The following is a 16,914-nucleotide window of genomic DNA, read 5'->3' as shown; positions in this document are numbered from 1 at the left end:
GCCGGATGCCGGAGCGGAGTCGTACGGCGTCCGCCCCCGAGCGCGGCCCGTCAGGCTGATTCGGTTGTCGCGGTGGCGGCGGAACCCCGCGGCCGGGAGCGGGAGACGGCCACGCCCGCCAGGCACAGCGCGCCCCCGGCGAGGGTGAGCGGCCCGGGCAGCTCACCCAGGAACGCCCACGCGAGCAGCACCACGAGGGCGGGCACGGCGTACGTCGTCGCGCCCATCCTTCCGGCGGTCGTACGGGCCAGGGCGTAGGCCCAGGTCGTGAACGCGAGCGCGGTCGGGAACACCCCGAGGTAGACCATGTTCAGGGTCGCCGACAGCGGCGCCCGTCCCACCTCGCCGGCCAGCTGCCCGGCGAACGGCAGGCACGCCACCGCCCCCACCAGGCAGCCGAACGTCGTCACCTGGAGCGCGCTGCCGTGCGCGAGCGCCGGCTTCTGGGCGACGACCCCGCCCGCGTACGCCACCGCCGCGAGCAGGCAGAGGGCGACCCCCAGCACCGAGGCGTGGCCGCCGGCGGAGTCCCGGGACATCGAGAGGCCGACCGTCACCGCGCCCGCGAACGAGACCGCCATGCCCGCGAGCAGCCGGGGCGGCAGGGACTCCCCGAGGAACCGCGCGCCGAGCAGGGCGATCAGGATCGGCCCGACGTTCACCACCATCGCGGCCGTGCCCGCGTCGACCTCCTGCTCGCCCCAGTTGAGCACCACCATGTACACCCCGAACCAGAGCAGCCCCGAGACCGCGATCCCCGGCCACGCGGCCCGGGGCGGCAGCCCCTCCCGCCGCACCAGGAGGACGGCGCCGAGGACCAGGACCCCGGAGAGGAGCCGGCCGAGCGCGAGCGCGCCGGGGGAGTAGGCGGCTCCCGCGCTGCGGATGGAGACGAAGGCGGAGGCCCACAGGACGACGGTGACACCGGCCGCGACGAGCGCGAGCCGGGAGGACGGCTTCTGCATGCCTCGACGGTAGGCGGAGGACCGTTCGGCGCTCACCGCAATATCCCGGGAGCCGGGAGCCGGGAGCCGGGAGCCGGGAGCCGGGAGCCGGGAGCCGGGAGCCGGGAGCCGGGGCCCGGCTTGAACCCGAAGCCGGACCCGAACCCGGCTCGAAGCCGAGCCCGGTCCCGGCCGGGCCCAGTCGGGCCGGGCGACCGGTCCCGGTCCCGGTCCCGGCCCCGAACCCGCCCCCGGCCCGCGCAGAGCACCCCTCTACCCCGCCGACCGCTCCCGCCGCAGTTCCCACAGGCGCCACACCCCGCTGTTGTCCGCGACGAGGTAGTGGCCTCCGGTGACCGCCGGCCGGGCCGCCACGTAGTTCTTCTTCTGCCAGAGGGGCACCAGCGGGACCTCCTTCGCCACCACCCGCTGGATCGCCCGGAACCGGTCGACGCTCCGATCGCGCTCGACGAACCGCTGCGTCACCTTGATGGAGTCGTCGATCTCGGCCGACGAGTAGCCGTTGTGGAGGGCGTTGCCGCTCCCCACCAGCGGCTGGACGAACGTGTCGGGATCGGGGAAGTCGGGACTCCACTGCAGGACGTAGGCGTCGAACTCGCCGCTCTTGTACCGCTCCTGGTACGTGACCCAGTCGCTCTCCTCGACCAGTTCGACCCGGAACAGCCCCTTCCGCTCCAGCTGCGCCTTGAGCGCGCGCGCCTCGGCGGCGGCGCTGCCGACCTGGTGGCCCAGGGTGATCCGTACCGGAGTGGGAACGCCCGCGTCGCGCAGCCGCCGCGCCGCCCATTGCGGGTCCGATTCGGGATACACGTCGTAGAAGTCGGTGCTGTGTCCCGTGACGCCTCGCGGGACGAGCGAGTAGAGCGGTGACACGGTGTCCTTGAACACCGTCTCCGCCAGGCGCCCCCGGTCGACGAGCGCGGCGACGGCTTCGCGGACCGCGACGTTCCCCAGGGGGCGGCGCGGCGGGCGCGTGTTCAGGACGAGGTGGCGCGCCACCGTGCTCTCCCCGACGGAGAGGCGCACGTCCGGGTCCTCGCCGTTCTCGAGGGTCGCCAGCGTCGCGGCGGTGAGCCCGGCGTGGGCGATGTCGATCTCCTTCGCGTTCCACGCCTTCTCCACCTCCTGGGAGGTCTTGTAGTAGCGGATCTCGACCGGCCCGCCCTTCCGGGAGACGGCTCCCCTGTACGAGGGGTTCGGGGCGAGCGTGATCCGGGCGCCCTTCTCGTAGGAGGAGACGACGTAGGGGCCCGATCCCGGGAAGGTCTGCCGCGTCCGGAGTCCGCTCCGGGGGAACTCGGCCGGATCGACGATGGACGCCGCCGGCGTGGCGATCTTGGAGGGCCAGGTGGCGTCCTCCGTCGAGAGGCGGAAGGTCACGAAGGGGCCGCTCGCCTCCACCGAGAGGAGGTTCGCGAACAGCGGCGAGGGCCCGAGGGGGTCCCGGATGTCCAGGATGCGGTCGAACGAGTGCTTCACGGCTTCGGCGGTGACCGGACGCCCGTTGGAGAACGTGAGGTCCCCGCGCACCTTGCACCGGTAGGTGGTCAGGGACGTGGTGAACCCGCACGATTCGGCCGCGTCGGGCCGGGGGACGGTCGCCCCGGGGTCGAAGGTGAGCAGGGGCTGGTAGATGTTGCTGTACAGCGCCCAGGACCCGCTGTCGTAACCCCCGGCGGGGTCGAGGTGGGTGAGGCTGTTCGCCGTTCCGATGACGACGGGCTCTTCGGGCGAGGCCGTGAACGGCAGCAGCCGGTACCCGCAGGCCGCCAGTAACGCGCAGGCTCCCGCCGTGATGCCGAGGCTTCTGCGTTTCATGCGATCGTCTTCCTTCTGCGTGGGGGAGTCGTCGGCGTGGGGGGAATCGTCGGCGGACGGCCGACGCGACGCCGGACAGCCCCGGCGGGGGGAAGCCGCCGGGGCTGTCGGGCATCAGGGGGAGGCCGGCCGGTACGGAGTCCGGCTCGGCCGCCGGTGACGGCGGTCGGGCGGGCCGGCCGCCCGTGCCGGCGGTCGGGTCAGCCGCCGGTGACGGCCGTCAGGGCCTTGTCCGCGTCGGAGAGGCCGGCGCCGCAGCCGCCGGAGCAGGTGCCGGGCAGGGCGCGCGTGTTGTTCTTGATCGTCTGCTCGATCTGGGCGGGGGTGAGGGAGGGGTTCTTCTGCTTCAGCAGGGCGGCCAGGCCCGCGATGTGCGGGGCGGCCATGCTGGTGCCCTGGTAGGAGGCGTACTTCTCCTTGTCCGGCGTGGTGGTTCCCGTGTTGAGGGTGGACCAGATGCCGTCCGCGTCGCGCACGTTGTTCTCGCCGCCGGGAGCGGTGACGTCGACGACCTTGCCGTAGTTGGAGTAGGCGGCGCGGTTGCCCTCGCGGTCGGAGGCGGCGACGGTGATGACGTTGGCGCAGCCGGCCGGGCTGTAGGCGGCGGCGTCCGTGTTGTCGTTGCCGGCGGACACGACGACGGTGGCGCCCCGGTCCCTGGCGCCCTTGAGGGCGGCGTTGTAGGCCTGGTCGCAGGTGAACCCGCCGCCCAGGCTCATGTTGATGACGGCGGCGGGGTTCTTGTTGGCGGGGACGTCGGTCACGGTTCCGCCCGACGCCCAGGTGATGGCGTCGATGATGTCGGAGGTCGTGCCGCCGCACCGGCCCAGGACGCGGACGGGCAGGATGCTGGCCTCGTGGGCCACGCCGACCGTTCCGTATCCGTTGGCCGCGGCGGCGACGGTGCCGGCGACGTGGGTGCCGTGCCAGCCGCTGTTGGTGTCGCGGGCGGGGACGGGGTTGCCGTTCTTGTCCTTGCCGCACTCCCCTCTCTTCAGCCAGTCACCGGGGTCGGAGGGGTCGTTGTCGCGGCCGCCGCCGTCGTTGGCCGTCCAGGTGTGGGAGATGAAGTCGTAGCCGGGCAGCACCTTGGAGCTCAGCTCGCTGTGCTTGGCGATGCCGGTGTCGATGACCGCGACGGTGACGCCCTTGCCGGTGGCCTGCTTCCAGGCCGCAGGAACGTTCATGCCGGCCGTGGTCTCGTACAGGTCCCACTGGTAGCTGTACTCGTCGGGGTCGACCGCGGTGGCGTACACCCGGCGGTCGGGGACGACGTACGCCACGTCGGGGTCGGCCAGGAAGGCCGCCGCGACCTTCTGCGCGTCCTGGACCTTGTCGGCCTCGGGCAGCTCGACCAGGGCGGCGCCCGTGCCCAGGCGGCGCTCGAAGGAGACCGGCTCGCCGGCCTTGCCGGCCTTGGCCCTGGCGTCCTTCACGGCCGCCTCGTTCGACTTCGCCTCGGCCGCCTGGGACTTGTACCCGACGATGAAGCCCTGGACGAGCTCGGTGGCACCGGAGACGTCGGCGGCCACGGGGGTGGCGGCCCTGCCGGCGTCGGCGGGGCGGGCCGCGTCGGAGGAGCCGCCGGCGAAGGCGACGCCGGTGCCCATCACCGCGGCGGCGGTCGCGACCGCGAGGGCTATTCGGAGGGGGGTGAAACGGTGCACGGTGGTTCCTTACTTCTCGGATGCCGCCCGTTCTGCTGTGGGGGGTCGGCAGGGGGGCACGAAGGGCGGTGGGACCGGTGCGCCCGTGGCCCGTCGTGGTGCGGTCGGCCGCCGTGGAGGGCGGGTGATCGACCGATGGGCGGAAACCTATGGACGGAGGCGACCGGAAGACCATCCGGGTGCCGCACATACGGACACCTATTCATCCCGACGAGGACCGCGACGGCCGGGGGAGCGGGGCGTGACGCCCGGGACGGTCCGGAGGGTTGATTGCGTATCCGTGGAACCGGCTCCCCGGATGTTCGGGAGCACGGGCGGAACCCTAAGTTCAGGTGTCGGCCCACCGGACTCGCGGGCCGTGCGAAACCCGCGCGGACCCCACCGGCCTCGGTCGGCCGACATCGTGCACGGGCGTGCGGAACGAGCTGTGCGCGCCGCCCTCGGGCAGTCCCGGGCCGGATGGCAATGCGCCCTGCTTTTCCGCAGTCGGCCGGGCGTGCTCCGCGGCGCGCCCGTCGCCGAAGGCTCTTCCGCGCGCCCGGGCACTCGTTCCCGCCGGAATTCCGGGCCGAAAGCGAGCGACCCTCGCGAATCCGCGCCGTCCGCCACCGGCGATTTCGCATCGCGCGGCCTTTCCCGTTCCGTACAGGAGAAAGACGGTGGAAAACCTGCTCCCCCCGCACGCTTCCGTGCCCGTGTGCCGCCGTCGCCTCCTTGATACGGTGCCGGAATCGACCCGCGCGGACCGGCGATCCGGGAACGGGAGCGGTAACGGGAACGGGAAAGAAATGCGTCGCGCGGAATTCCCGTCGGAAGAAGGAGAGCGAGGATGACGGCGTGAACGAGACGCGTGGTTCCGCTCTGCGGCCCCTGGCCCGGGTCCTCACCGACGGCCGTACCGGACCGGTGCTGCTGTTCGTCGAGGGCGCCGCCGGCACGGGGAAGAGCCATCTGCTCCAGGAACTCGCCGACCTGCCCGGAACGGCGGAGACCGTCCGCGTGCGGTGGCGGTGCGGAACCGACGGCGGGCCGCCGGACGAGGACGCCCACCGGCGGGTGCCGACCCTGTGGCTGGTGGACGACGTGCACCGGGCGGACGAGGCCGAACTGCGGCGGCTGCGCCGGGTCCTGGAGGCCCTGGAGCCGGGCTCGGCGGCGGCCGTGGCCTACCGCCCCGAGGAACTCCCCGCGCCCGGCCTGCCGCTGGGCGCCCCGCCGTTGACGTACCCCTCCCGCCTGACGGTGCTCCGGCACCGGCCGGCGCCCTGGGACGAGGAACGCGTCCGCCGCGCCGCCGCGGAGGCGCTGGAGGCCGACTGCACGGACGAGGTGGTGCGCAGGCTGCGCGAACTCACCGGCGGAGTGCCCCGGGTGGTCGTCGACCTCCTCGCCGTACTGGGGGAACGTCATCCGCCCTTCACCGGTACGGCCGCGGAGGTCGAGGCGGTGGGAGTGCCGGCCCGCCTCGCGGAGCTGGTCCTGAGCCGTACGCACGCGCTGCCCCCGGCCCACCGCCCGGTGGTCTGGGCGGCCGCCGTCCTCGGCGAGCCCGCCGGCCGCGACGAGCTGATCGCGGTGTCGGGCCTCGGAGCCGCGGCGGGCGGCGACGCGCTGCTGCGGGCCCTGGAGACCGCCGCCCTGGCGGAGCCGGCCGAAGGCCGCTACGGCTTCGCCGTCCCGCTGGCCGCACCGGCCGTACGGGCCTGTGTGCCCGGACCCGTCCGCCAGGACCTGCACGGACGGGCGGCGAGGGCGCTGGGCCGCAGGCAGCCCGTGCCCTGGGCCGACGTGGCCGAACACCACAGGGCGGCCGGCGACACCCGCAGATGGCTCGGGGCGGTGGAGAGGGCGGCCGAGTCGGCGGCGGCGTCCGGCCGGCACGAACAGGCCGTCGCGCTCCTCGAACGAACCCTCGCCACGCCCGGCCTGCCCCCGCGGAGCCGGGCCCGCCTCGCACCGCTCCTCGCCCGCAGCGCGGTGACCGGACTGCGCTCGGACCGGACCGTGGAGGTCCTCGCGCAGATCGTGCGGGACGCCTCCCTGCCCCCGGCCGTACGCGGAGAACTGCGGCTCGACCTGGGGCTGATGCTGTGCAACCAGATGGGCCGCTTCCCCGAGGGATGGCGGATGCTGGAGATCGCCGCCGCCGAACTGCGCGAGGTCCGCCCCGGCCTGGCCGCACGCGCCATGACGGCACTGTCCAGCCCCTACTGGCCGGGCAGCTCCCTCGACGTCCACCGGAGGTGGCTGGCCGAGGCCACCGCCGCGGCGGACGTCAGCGGGGACGAACCCATGCGCACGGCGGTCCTGGCCGGCCGGGCGGGACTCGCCATGAGCTGCGCCGACCCGGGAGCGTGGGAACTGGCGAAGGAACTGCCCGCGGAGGACACGGACCCCGCGTGCGCCCGGCAGGCGGCGCGCGGCCTGTGCAACACGGCGGACTTCGCGGTCTGGCTCGGCTTCTACGAGCGGGCGGAGGACCTCCTCGCGGCGGGGAGCGACCTGTCCGCCCGGAGCGGCGCGCCGTACATGGAGTACAACGCGCTGGGGACGCGGCTGCTCCAGGAGTGGTGGACCGGCCGGTGGCCCGGCCTCGCCGAGCGGTGCGAGGACTTCGTCGCCGCCACCGCCGACATGCCGTTCATCGCCTCCGACGCCTACGTCGTGCGCGGCCTGCTCGCGGTCGCCCAGGGCGACTGGGGAGAGGCGATGTCCTGGCTGTCCCAGCGGGGGACGTTCGGGACGGAGAAGCTGCCCGTGCCCCTGGGCGCGACGGCGGCCGGCGGCATGATCCGCCTCGCCCTGGCCCGCCAGGAGGTGGAGGCCGCCGCGGAACAGGCGCGTGCCGCCTGGGCGGTGGTGGCCGGGAAGGGCGTGTGGCCGTGGGCCGCGGAGCTCGCGCCGTGGGCCGTGGAGGCGCTGTCGCGCGCGGGGGACGGGGCCGCGGCGCACGCCGTGGTCCGGGACTTCTCCCGGGGCCTCGGCCGGAGCGACGCGCCCGCCGCCAGGGCCGCGCTGATCTGGAGCAGGGCCGTACTCGCCGAGACGGAGGCGCCGGACCGGGAGCCGCGGGACGGACTGCTGCGGGCCGCGGAGCTGTACCGGCAGGCCGCGGCGGCCTACGCGGAGCTGCCCCGCCCCTACACCCGGGCGCTGACCGCGGAGGGCGCCGCGCGCTGCGTACTCGCGGCGGACAGCGATGTGGGCACCGGGCCGGATGCGGGGTCCGTTACTGGTGCGGGCGCCGAGCCGGACACGGAGCCCGGCACCGGGGCGGGCTCCGGGGCGAGCCCCGTTCCCGCTGCGGACCACGGGGACACCACCGCGTCACCGGCCCCGACCTCGAACCCGACCCCGATCCCGGACTCGGCCCCGGCCCCCGACCACCCCACCACCCCGGCGGCGATCGCCGAACTGGAGGACTGTGCCAGGAGCTTCACCGAGCTGGGGGCCGTCTGGGACGCGGCGCGGGCCAGGGCCCTGCTGCGCACCCGCCTGCCGGCGAGGAAGGGCCGGCCTCCCGGCCGCCCCTCGCACGCCGACGAGCTGTCCCCCCGGGAGGCGGAGGTGGCCCAGCTCGCGGTCTCCGGCCTGACCAACCGGGAGATCGCCGCCACCCTCCACCTCTCCCCCCGGACGGTGGAGCAGCACATCGCCCGCGCCATGCGGAAGACCGGGGCGCTCTCCCGCCGCGACCTCGCCCACAGGCTGGGGGGTACCCCCTAGGGGGTACCCCGCCGGGGCAGGGCGGGCCCGCGGTCCCGGAACATTCCGTCGTGGGCCCAGGCGTCCACGGTCGCGGCCGTCCAGTCGAAGACCCAGCCGGGGCGCAGCCCGCGCGCTCCCCAGCCGTCCGGGCGCCTGCGGGGCAGGGGAAAGCCCGCCCGCTGCGCGGCGGCCGCCGTGTCGCAGGTCTCGCGCGCGATGCGGAGGGCGTCCGACCAGGTGTCGGCCGGCCCGGTGAGGACGTGCAGCCCGCACTGCTCGGGCCGTACGGAGTTCTTTATGGGGACATTGACCTGGAAGTAGACCTTGGCCATGGTGCCGTCTCCTCGGTTCCGCGCTTTCCCGTGCGGCGGGCTGCGCCCCTTCGGGCCCGTTCGGCCTCACGACCGCTCGGCCCCCGACCGGACCCCATCAACCTACGAACCGGCCCGGGGGCCTGAATATCCGGAAACGGCGAATCACCTATACGTATCCCGCCCGTATCCCGCACGCACCCCGCGTATCCCGCCCCGTACGTATCCCGGTCGCCGCGCGGGGCGGCCGGCGTACCGGCGCACGTCGGACCGGTCGCGGAAAGGCTCTCCCCGGTCAACAGGAGAGCCGTGAATTCTGTTGAAAACTACCCGGCGCACGTGTCTTGAAGTTCATTCGGCCGCTGGGCAATAGTTCGGACCGCGGCGAGTTTCCCACTCCCCGTCAGACAGGAACTGCCCTTCGTCGGTGCGTTTTTGGCGCATTCCGGCGATACACCCCCCATCGGGTTCCTGACTGTCATCCGGAAGGAATCAACGTGCGTAACTCTCGTAAGTACCGCCTGGCCGCGGTGGGCATCGCGCTCTCGGCCTCGGCGGTCCTGGGGACCCAGACCCTGGCGCAGGCGCAGGACACGGCGTCCACCCCCCGCTACCAGCCCGAGATGGTCGAGGCGCTGGCCGCCTCGCTCGGCGTGAGCGAGAAGGCCGCGGTCGACCGCCTGGACCGGCAGGACGCCCAGCAGGCCCGGCTCGCCCAGCTGGTGAAGAGCGGGATATCCGGCGACGGCGCCTTCTTCGACGCCTCCGGCACGCTGACCGTCAACGCCGACGACCAGGCCGAGGCGGCCAGGATCGAGGAGGCCGGCCTCGCCGCCCGGGTGCCCGCCCGCGGCCAGGCCGCACTCGACGGGATCAAGGCCGAACTCGACGCCCTCGCGGCGAAGAAGGTCCCCTCCGGGGTCGTCGCCTGGTCCGTGGACCTGGCCTCGGACAAGGTGACCGTCAAGGTCAACAACGAACGGGGCGCCGCCGCCAAGGCGTTCCTCGCCGCGGCCGCGAAGCACGGCGCCGCCGTCCAGATCGTGCGGGGTCAGGAGGAGCTCGCGCCCCAGGCCGCGATCTACCCCGGCAGCAAGATGACGTTCAACAACACCAGCAACTACTGCTCCGTCGGCTACGGCGCCCGCGACAGCTCCGGCAGGCAGTACCTGGTGACCGCCGGGCACTGCGTCACCAACACCCTGCGCTACGACGGGGCGGCCTTCGCCCAGGGGTACAAGACCCGTTACGCGCTCGGCACCCGCAGCGTCGACATGGGCATCCTGACCGTCAACTCCGGCCACTCGATCGTCACCGCCGTCGGCACCTGGGGCCAGGGCAGCACCAGGACGGTCGCCGTCAAGGGCGTCAGCCGCGCCGCGTCCGGCGCCGCGATCTGCAAGTCCGGCGCCACCACCGGCTGGACCTGCGGCACGATCGGCTCCTACAACAACACCGTCACCTACAAGGACCTGAACGGCGGCCCCGACACGGTCGTCAGCGGTCTGGCCACCTCCAGCGTCTGCACCGAGGGCGGCGACAGCGGCGGTGCGTACATCTCCGGCAACATGGCCCAGGGCATGACCTCCGGCGGCCCGATCGGCCAGGAGTGCACCGGCGGGGTCAACTCCCGCGGCACCTCGCACTTCCAGCCGCTCGACGACGCCCTCAAGTACTACGGTCTGACGCTCAACACCAACTGAGCACGTCCGTAGCAGGACCGGCCGGGGGTCGCTCGCGGAACAAGGCGAGCGGCCCCCGGCCGCTTTCCGGCAGAGCCCCGCCTCCCGCCCCCCGTCGTCCCCGCCCGCTGGAAGACGCCATGCCGAACACCCCCCACACCGACGGCCCGGACGCGATGTTCGCGGCCGTGTTCAAAGAGGCCCTGCGGCGGCGGGGCCTGCCGCTGGACCGCGTGCGCGACCACCTGGAGTCGTACGGGATCACCCTCAGCCTCGCCACCCTCAGCTACTGGCAGAGCGGCCGCAGCCTGCCGGAGAAACCCCAGTCCCTGCGCGCCGTCGACGTCCTGGAACCCTTCCTCGGCCTCCCGCGCGGCGCCCTGCGCTCACTGCTGAGGCGCCGGCCGCGCGGCTGGGTCCCGCAGCACGACCCGGCCGCCGTCCGCGACGTCTACGGCGAGGGCTCCGACCTCGAAAAGGCGCTCGGCGACACCTTCCCGTACTTCAACGCCGGTCTGCGGCGGCTGGTCGTCCACGAGGCGGTGAGCGTGAACGAGCACCGCCTCGTGGACGAGATGCGCGTCACCACCGCGGTCAGGGCCGTCCGCGACGACGTGCGGCACCTGACGGTCGTCCACACCCTGGACGCGGCGCAGGACGGCGCGGTCGACCTCGCCGTCCCCCACGGGCCGCCCCCGAGCGTCCGGTCGCGGCCGGAGCTGAACTGCGTGATCGCCGAGATCCCGCTCGGCCGCCGGCTGGCCAGGAACGAGACCGCGGTCGTCGAGTACACGCTCCGCGCCGCCGCCACCGAGGGCGTCTCCCACCACCACGAACGCCGGATCACCGCCCCCCTGCGGACCTATCTGCTCCAGGTCCGCTTCCACCCCTCGGCGGTGCCGTCGAGGTGCTGGCACTACTACCGCGGGCACCTCGGCGCCGAGCCCCGGAACCGGCAGCTCGCACCCCTGGACGGCTTCCGCACGGCGCACCTGCTGCCCATGAAGTGCCCGCCGGGCGCGTACGGCATGGAATGGCAGTGGACGGACTGAGGTCCGACGGAACCCCGCGCGTCACTCCCCGGCACCGAGGCCCGACGGGCCCCGTACGGCGCTTCCCGGCGCGGCGGCCGGGACCGTCACCGCAGCGCCCCCGCCGCGATCCCCAGGCACGCCCCCAGCGCGGCCTCGCCCGCCGGGGTCACCTTCACGGCCCGCCCGGACCCGATCCGTACGCACCAGCCGGTGTCGAGCGCGTGGCGGCAGAGCGCGGCGCCCGCCGTCCCCGCGAGGTGCGGCCGGCGTTCGGTCCAGTCGAGGCAGCCGCGCGCGACGGGCCGCCGCCCCTTCCGTACGAGGGCGACGCCCTGCTCCTCGAACCAGGCCAGGCCCCGGTCCGTGAGCGCGAACCCGGTGTCCTGCCGCAGCAGTCCCCGTACGGTCATCGCCTCCGCGATCGCGGTGCCGAGCCGTCCGGCGAGGTGGTCGTAGCAGGTCCGGCCGCGGGCCATCGCCTCCCCGGCGCTCGCCTCCCGCAGCGAGCGGGGCCGCGCGGGCGCCGGGGGGCCGGACCGGGCGGCCAGGTCCTCGACGAGCTGCGCGATCCCGGGGTCGGCGAGCCGGACGTACCGGTGCCGGCCCTGCCGTTCCTCCGCGAGCAGCCCGCCCCCGACCAGCTTCCCGAGGTGCTCGCTCGCGGTGGACGGCGCCACCCCGGCGTGCCGGGCGAGCTCCCCGGCGGTCCAGGCCCGCCCGTCGAGCAGGGCGAGCAGGAACGCGGCGCGGCTCTCGTCCGCGAAGAGCGCCGCGAGCGCGGCGAGGTCACTGGCTGCCATGCCCCCAGGCTGCCGCACTCACCCTTCGGCGGCGGCCGAAGCGTCACGGGATCCGGTCACCCGGGCCGCGTACTGCGCGGCCAGGCCGTCGAGGAGCGCCCGCAGGCCCGTTTCGAAGGCGCCCTCGTCCACCTGTCGGCGCCGCTCCGCGAGCAGGTGGGCCTGGCCGAGGTGGGGGTACTCGGCGGGGTCGTACGCCGTCTCGTCGTCGACGAACCCGCGGGCGAAGGAGCCGAGGGCGGAGCCGGTGACGAAGTACCGCATCAGGGCGCCGATGTACGTGGCCTGGGCCGGGGGCCAGCCCGCGCGGACCATCGCGCCGAAGACGGCGTCGGCGACCCGCAGTCCGGCCGGGCGGCGGCCGGGCCCTTGGGCGAGGACCGGGACGATGTGCGGGTGGTCGGCGAGGGCGGCGCGGTAGGAGACCGCCCAGTCGTGCAGCGCCGTCCGCCAGTCGCGGGGGTCGTCCTCCGCGAACATCGACAGGTCGATCTTCGCGCTCACCGCGTCGGCGACGGCGTCGAGGATCTCGTCCTTGGTGCGGAAGTGGTTGTAGAGCGAGGGCCCGCTCACCCCGAGCTCGGCCGCGAGCCGGCGGGTGGAGAGCGCGGCGAGCCCCTCCGCGTCGACCAGCGCGCCCGCCGTCTCGACGATGCGGTCTCGGCTGAGCAGGGGCTTGCGCGGTCGGGCCATGGCGCACATAGTAGGCCTGCCCCTGAAAAACTAGCAGTGGTAATTAAAGTGATCGCGGTCGGACGGATGAGGTGGCACGGTGGATCTGGCGCTGAGCGAGGAGCAGGAGGCCGTACGGCGGCTCGCCGAGGACTTCGTCGCACGTGAGGTGGCCCCGCACGTCACCGCGTGGGACCGCGCGGAGGAGGTGGACCGGGGGATCGTGAAGAAGCTCGGCGCCGTCGGCTTCCTCGGCCTCACGGTCCCGGAGGAGTACGGCGGTTCGGGCGGCGACCACCTCGCGTACTGCCTGGTGACCGAGGAGCTGGGCCGCGGCGACTCCTCCGTGCGCGGCATCGTCTCCGTCTCGCTCGGTCTGGTCGCCAAGACGATCGCCTCCTGGGGGAGCGAGGAACAGAAGCGGGCCTGGCTGCCCCGGCTCGCCTCCGGCGAGGCCCTCGGCTGCTTCGGGCTCACCGAGCCGGGCACCGGCTCCGACGCCGGGAACCTGGCCACCCGGGCCGTCCGGGACGGCGACGACTACGTCGTCAACGGCGCCAAGATGTTCATCACCAACGGCACCTGGGCCGACGTGGTGCTGCTCTTCGCCCGGACGAACGACACCCCCGGCCACAAGGGTGTCTCCGCCTTCCTCGTCCCCGCCGACGCCCCCGGCCTCACCCGCCGCCCCGTCCACGGCAAGCTCGGCCTGCGCGGCCAGGCCACCGCCGAACTGGTCCTGGAGGACGTCCGCGTCCCGGCCGCCGCGATGCTCGGCCCCGAGGGCAAGGGCTTCGCCGTCGCCATGTCCGCCCTCGCCAAGGGGCGCATGTCGGTGGCCGCCGGCTGCGTCGGCATCGCCCGGGCGGCCCTCGACGCGGCCCTGCGGTACGCGGCGGAGCGCGAGCAGTTCGGAAAGCCGATCGCCTCGTACCAGCTGGTGCAGGAGCTGATCAGCGACATCTCCGTCGACGTGGAGGCCGCCCGGCTGCTCACCTGGCGGGTCGCCGACCTGATCGACCGCGGCCGGGACTTCGCCACCGCCGCCTCCCAGGCGAAGCTGTACGCCTCCGAGGCCGCCGTCCGCGCCGCCAACAACGCGCTCCAGGTCTTCGGCGGCTACGGCTACGTCGACGAGTACCCGGTCGGCAAACTGGTCCGCGACGCGCGCGTGATGACCCTGTACGAGGGCACCAGCCAGATCCAGAAGCTCATCATCGGCCGGGCGCTGACGGGGGTCTCGGCCTTCTGAGTACGGAGCCGCGCGCCCCTGAGTACACGGACGGATGTGGCGGGGGCCACATCCGTCCGATGCTGTCCGGCATGAGCGACACACCGGTCAAGCAGCAGAACACCGCCGCCTACTACATGCAGGCCGTCATCTCCTTCGGGCTCGCGCTCACGGCCGTGGCCGTCGGCGTCTACCAGCTCGACGCCAGCGCCTGGGTCCGGGCCTTCCTCGCGATCTCGGTCCTCTACCTCACGACCTCGGCCTTCACCCTCGCCAAGGTCGTCCGCGACCGCCAGGAGGCCGGCCAGATCGTCAGCCGCGTCGACCAGGCCCGCCTGGAGAAGCTCCTCGCCGAACACGACCCCTTCCAGAAGCTCTGAACGGGCCCCGCCGCACGGCCGGAAAGGCTTGACAGCCGATCCGGCCGTGGGAGGTGATGGGGCCGCCGACGGCTTCGAGGGGGATGTTGTGGATCTGGGTTCGGTGATCATCGCGGTGGCCGGCGTGGCCGGCACGCTGGGGGGAACGTTCCTCACCCAGCGGGCCTCCGAGCGGGCGAGGCGACGGGAGATCGCCCTGCTCCGGGACCAGGAGGAGGGGCGCGAGAACCTGCTCCTCCGGCGCACCTGCTACGTGGAGTTCAACCGGGCGGCGCGCCAGTTCACCACGGCGCTCAACAAGCACCTGCACGTCATGCGGGAACGGGCCGTCGAGGAGTCCGACGTGGAGGCCCTGGAACAGGCGAAGGCGGACCACCGCGACCGGCACTCCGAGGCGCAGATGATCGCCCCCGACGCCGTGCTCGCCCGGATGAGCCGGGTCAACCGGGCCCTCAGCGGGGTCTACGGCCAGGTCAAGCGCCTCGAACGGGGAGCCCCCGAGCCCGGCGAGACGACGGCCACCGCCGCCCGGGACCAGGCGGAGATCTGGAACCTGCTCCAGGCCATGAGGGCCGCGATGCGCCACGACCTCGGCGTCACCCCCGAGGCGCCCCGGCCGATCGCGGCTCCCGAACCGACCGCGGCCCCCCGACCGGTCGAGACTCCCGAACCGATCGCGGCTCCCGCACGGATTCCGGCGGCGGAACCGATCGCGGCGGCGGAACCGGACGGAAGGCCGGAACGGCGGCTCTAAGCGCTTGCTCACCCTCGTTGATATGGTGTCCCTGCTGACGGGGACCGAGGAGGAGTGTGGGATGAGCGCGGCGGAGGAGACGCCCGGGGGCGAGGACGTGCCCTGGGGCGAGGTCACGCCCGAGGCGGCGCGGCGGCTGCTGGTGGCCGCCGTCGAGGCGTTCGCCGAGCGCGGCTACCACGCCACCACCACCCGGGACATCGCCGGCCGCGCCGGCATGAGCCCGGCCGCGCTCTACATCCACTACAAGACCAAGGAAGAGCTGCTCCACCGGATCAGCCGGATCGGCCACGACAGGGCCCTGGAGATCCTCCGGGCCGCCGCCGACGGCGAGGGCACGGCGGCCGAGCGGCTCGCCGACGCCGTCCGCTCCTTCGTCCGCTGGCACGCCGAGCGCCACACCACCGCCCGCGTCGTCCAGTACGAGCTCGACGCCCTCGGCCCCGAGCACCGCGCCGAGATCGTGGAGCTGCGCCGCGAGTCCGACGCGACCGTGCGCCGGATCATCGACGAGGGCGTGGCGGCAGGGGAGTTCGACGTCCCCGACGTGGCCGGCACCACCGTCGCCGTGCTGTCCCTCTGCATCGACGTCTCGCGCTGGTTCACCACCCAGGGCCGCCGGACGCCCGACGAGGTCGGCGCGCTCTACGCCGACCTCGTCCTCAGGATGGTCGGCGCTCAGAAGTAGTAGCGGGAGACCGACTCGGCGACGCAGACCGGCTTCTCGGAGCCCTCGCGCTCCACGGTCACCGCCGCCGTCACCTGCACGCCGCCCGCGACCTCCTCGACCTTCGTCAGGACGGCCGTGGCGCGCAGCCGCGAGCCCACCGGCACGGGGGCCGGGAAGCGCACCTTCTCCGTGCCGTAGTTGATGCCCATCTTCACGCCCTCGACCGCCAGGACCTGCGGGACGAACACCGGCAGCAGCGACAGCGTCAGATAGCCGTGCGCGATGGTGGTGCCGAACGGCCCGGAGGCGGCGCGCTCCGGATCGACGTGGATCCACTGGTGGTCGCCGGTGGCCTCCGCGAAGAGGTCGATCCGCTTCTGGTCGACCTCCAGCCAGTCGCTGTGCCCCAGCTGCTCGCCGACCCCCGCGCGCAGCTCCTCGGCGGAGGTGAAGATCCTCGGCTCGGCCATGTCCCTGCTCCCTCTCGTCACGCCTTCCCCGGACGCCCCCGCACGCTCCGGTCGCGCTGTCCAAGCGCTTGCTCAGCATTGTGGTGCGGGCGGACCCCTGTCAACGCCCGGCCGGACGGCGGGCCCGTTCCCGTAGGGTCGCGGGGTGCCGCAGATTCCAGAGAAGATCCACGAGCTCACCGTCGGCCAGCTCTCCGCCCGCAGCGGGGCCGCCGTCTCCGCCCTGCACTTCTACGAGGCCAAGGGGCTCATCAGCAGCCGCCGCACCAGCGGGAACCAGCGCCGCTACGGCCGCGACACCCTCCGCCGGGTCGCCTTCGTCCGGGCCGCGCAGCGGGTCGGGATCCCCCTCGCCACCATCCGCGAGGCGCTCGCCCAGCTCCCCGAGGAGCGCACGCCCACCCACGAGGACTGGGCCCGCCTCTCGGCGGCCTGGCGCACCGAACTCGACGAGCGCATCAAGCAGCTCGGCCGGCTGCGCGACCACCTGACGGACTGCATCGGCTGCGGCTGTCTCTCCCTGGAGACCTGCGTCCTGTCCAACCCCGACGACGCCTTCGGCGACCGGATGGCGGGCTCCCGCCTCCTCCCGGTGCGCCGCCCGGCCCCGGAGCACGGCGAGGAGTAGACGGCACGGCCGACGCCCACGGGAGCCGGCGCCCACGAAGCCGCGCGCACGGCACAGAGGGATGCGTGTACGGCGCCCCCGAAACCGCGCATACGGCGCCGAGGAGCGTGCGTACGGCGCCCAC

15 protein-coding genes are annotated in these 16,914 nt (G+C 73.9%); 8 read left to right on the top strand and 7 right to left on the bottom strand.

Annotated elements, in window-relative coordinates; translation table 11 throughout:
- Positions 1-50: 50 nt before the first annotated feature.
- The 3 genes from CP977_RS07575 to CP977_RS07560 all read right to left on the bottom strand — a co-directional run bounded on the left by CP977_RS07575 (position 51) and on the right by CP977_RS07560 (position 4,450).
- Complete coding sequence (locus CP977_RS07575; RefSeq protein ID WP_062758928.1) at positions 51-965, bottom strand: DMT family transporter; 915 nt, start codon at positions 963-965, stop codon at positions 51-53.
- A gap of 252 nt (positions 966-1,217) precedes the next feature.
- Positions 1,218-2,783 (bottom strand): ABC transporter substrate-binding protein, encoded by a 1,566-nt coding sequence (locus tag CP977_RS07565; protein WP_152369809.1) that lies wholly within the window; start codon positions 2,781-2,783, stop codon positions 1,218-1,220.
- A gap of 200 nt (positions 2,784-2,983) precedes the next feature.
- Positions 2,984-4,450, bottom strand: coding sequence for a S8 family peptidase (locus CP977_RS07560; RefSeq protein WP_062758924.1), 1,467 nt, complete (start codon positions 4,448-4,450; stop codon positions 2,984-2,986).
- An 837-nt stretch (positions 4,451-5,287) separates the two neighbouring features.
- Here CP977_RS07560 and CP977_RS07555 point away from each other — a divergent pair.
- Entirely contained in the window at positions 5,288-8,176 is a 2,889-nt protein-coding gene (locus tag CP977_RS07555; RefSeq protein ID WP_152369808.1) for a LuxR C-terminal-related transcriptional regulator, read from the top strand.
- Here CP977_RS07555 and CP977_RS07550 read toward each other — a convergent pair.
- Positions 8,173-8,490 carry a hypothetical protein gene (locus tag CP977_RS07550; protein WP_062758922.1) on the bottom strand — a complete coding sequence of 106 codons (318 nt, stop codon included), beginning with the start codon at positions 8,488-8,490 and terminating at the stop codon, positions 8,173-8,175. The genes CP977_RS07555 and CP977_RS07550 overlap by 4 nt on opposite strands.
- 476 nt (positions 8,491-8,966) lie before the next feature.
- On the opposite strand from CP977_RS07550, the gene CP977_RS07545 reads away from it, so the two are divergent.
- Positions 8,967-10,172, top strand: coding sequence for a S1 family peptidase (locus tag CP977_RS07545; protein ID WP_152369807.1), 1,206 nt, complete (start codon positions 8,967-8,969; stop codon positions 10,170-10,172).
- 119 nt (positions 10,173-10,291) lie between these two features.
- The gene (locus CP977_RS07540; protein WP_152369806.1) at positions 10,292-11,203 is read left to right on the top strand and encodes a hypothetical protein; all 912 of its coding nucleotides are present in this window, start codon (positions 10,292-10,294) and stop codon (positions 11,201-11,203) included.
- A gap of 86 nt (positions 11,204-11,289) precedes the next feature.
- Here the strand turns inward: CP977_RS07540 and CP977_RS07535 are convergent, their stop codons facing one another.
- Complete coding sequence (locus CP977_RS07535) at positions 11,290-11,985, bottom strand: ArsR/SmtB family transcription factor (RefSeq protein ID WP_062758912.1); 696 nt, start codon at positions 11,983-11,985, stop codon at positions 11,290-11,292.
- Positions 11,986-12,003: 18 nt separating this feature from the next.
- Positions 12,004-12,678 carry a TetR/AcrR family transcriptional regulator gene (locus tag CP977_RS07530; RefSeq protein WP_109187063.1) on the bottom strand — a complete coding sequence of 225 codons (675 nt, stop codon included), beginning with the start codon at positions 12,676-12,678 and terminating at the stop codon, positions 12,004-12,006.
- 79 nt (positions 12,679-12,757) lie between these two features.
- Here CP977_RS07530 and CP977_RS07525 point away from each other — a divergent pair, with 79 nt between their 5' ends.
- The 4 genes from CP977_RS07525 (at position 12,758) to CP977_RS07510 (ending at position 15,710) form a co-directional block, all read left to right on the top strand.
- Positions 12,758-13,909 carry an acyl-CoA dehydrogenase family protein gene (locus tag CP977_RS07525; RefSeq protein ID WP_062758908.1) on the top strand — a complete coding sequence of 384 codons (1,152 nt, stop codon included), beginning with the start codon at positions 12,758-12,760 and terminating at the stop codon, positions 13,907-13,909.
- Between the two features lie 71 nt (positions 13,910-13,980).
- Positions 13,981-14,268: a YiaA/YiaB family inner membrane protein gene (locus tag CP977_RS07520; RefSeq protein WP_062759707.1), complete on the top strand. Its 288-nt coding sequence runs from the start codon at positions 13,981-13,983 to the stop codon at positions 14,266-14,268.
- 88 nt (positions 14,269-14,356) lie between these two features.
- Complete coding sequence (locus CP977_RS07515; RefSeq protein ID WP_229991589.1) at positions 14,357-15,022, top strand: hypothetical protein; 666 nt, start codon at positions 14,357-14,359, stop codon at positions 15,020-15,022.
- Positions 15,023-15,083: 61 nt separating this feature from the next.
- Entirely contained in the window at positions 15,084-15,710 is a 627-nt protein-coding gene (locus CP977_RS07510; RefSeq protein ID WP_109187115.1) for a TetR/AcrR family transcriptional regulator, read from the top strand.
- On the opposite strand, the gene CP977_RS07505 is transcribed toward CP977_RS07510, so the two are convergent.
- Positions 15,701-16,162, bottom strand: coding sequence for a MaoC family dehydratase (locus CP977_RS07505; protein WP_062758906.1), 462 nt, complete (start codon positions 16,160-16,162; stop codon positions 15,701-15,703). The genes CP977_RS07510 and CP977_RS07505 overlap by 10 nt on opposite strands.
- Positions 16,163-16,307: 145 nt before the next feature.
- On the opposite strand from CP977_RS07505, the gene soxR reads away from it, so the two are divergent.
- A complete protein-coding gene (soxR, locus tag CP977_RS07500; protein ID WP_062758904.1) occupies positions 16,308-16,790 on the top strand; it encodes a redox-sensitive transcriptional activator SoxR in 483 nt (160 codons plus the stop codon).
- Positions 16,791-16,914: the final 124 nt, after the last annotated feature.

This window comes from Streptomyces cinereoruber (assembly GCF_009299385.1).
Lineage (GTDB): Bacteria > Actinomycetota > Actinomycetes > Streptomycetales > Streptomycetaceae > Streptomyces > Streptomyces bikiniensis.
This window is presented reverse-complemented; position numbering and strand designations above follow the sequence as displayed.

Coding starts and splice junctions, on each gene's coding strand:
- CP977_RS07575 (WP_062758928.1), bottom strand. CDS start 965: ATGCAGAAGCCGTCCTCCCGGCTCGCGCTCGTCGCGGCCGGTGTCACC.
- CP977_RS07565 (WP_152369809.1), bottom strand. CDS start 2,783: ATGAAACGCAGAAGCCTCGGCATCACGGCGGGAGCCTGCGCGTTACTG.
- CP977_RS07550 (WP_062758922.1), bottom strand. CDS start 8,490: ATGGCCAAGGTCTACTTCCAGGTCAATGTCCCCATAAAGAACTCCGTA.
- CP977_RS07540 (WP_152369806.1), top strand. CDS start 10,292: ATGCCGAACACCCCCCACACCGACGGCCCGGACGCGATGTTCGCGGCC.
- CP977_RS07535 (WP_062758912.1), bottom strand. CDS start 11,985: ATGGCAGCCAGTGACCTCGCCGCGCTCGCGGCGCTCTTCGCGGACGAG.
- CP977_RS07530 (WP_109187063.1), bottom strand. CDS start 12,678: ATGGCCCGACCGCGCAAGCCCCTGCTCAGCCGAGACCGCATCGTCGAG.
- CP977_RS07520 (WP_062759707.1), top strand. CDS start 13,981: ATGAGCGACACACCGGTCAAGCAGCAGAACACCGCCGCCTACTACATG.
- CP977_RS07510 (WP_109187115.1), top strand. CDS start 15,084: ATGAGCGCGGCGGAGGAGACGCCCGGGGGCGAGGACGTGCCCTGGGGC.
- CP977_RS07505 (WP_062758906.1), bottom strand. CDS start 16,162: ATGGCCGAGCCGAGGATCTTCACCTCCGCCGAGGAGCTGCGCGCGGGG.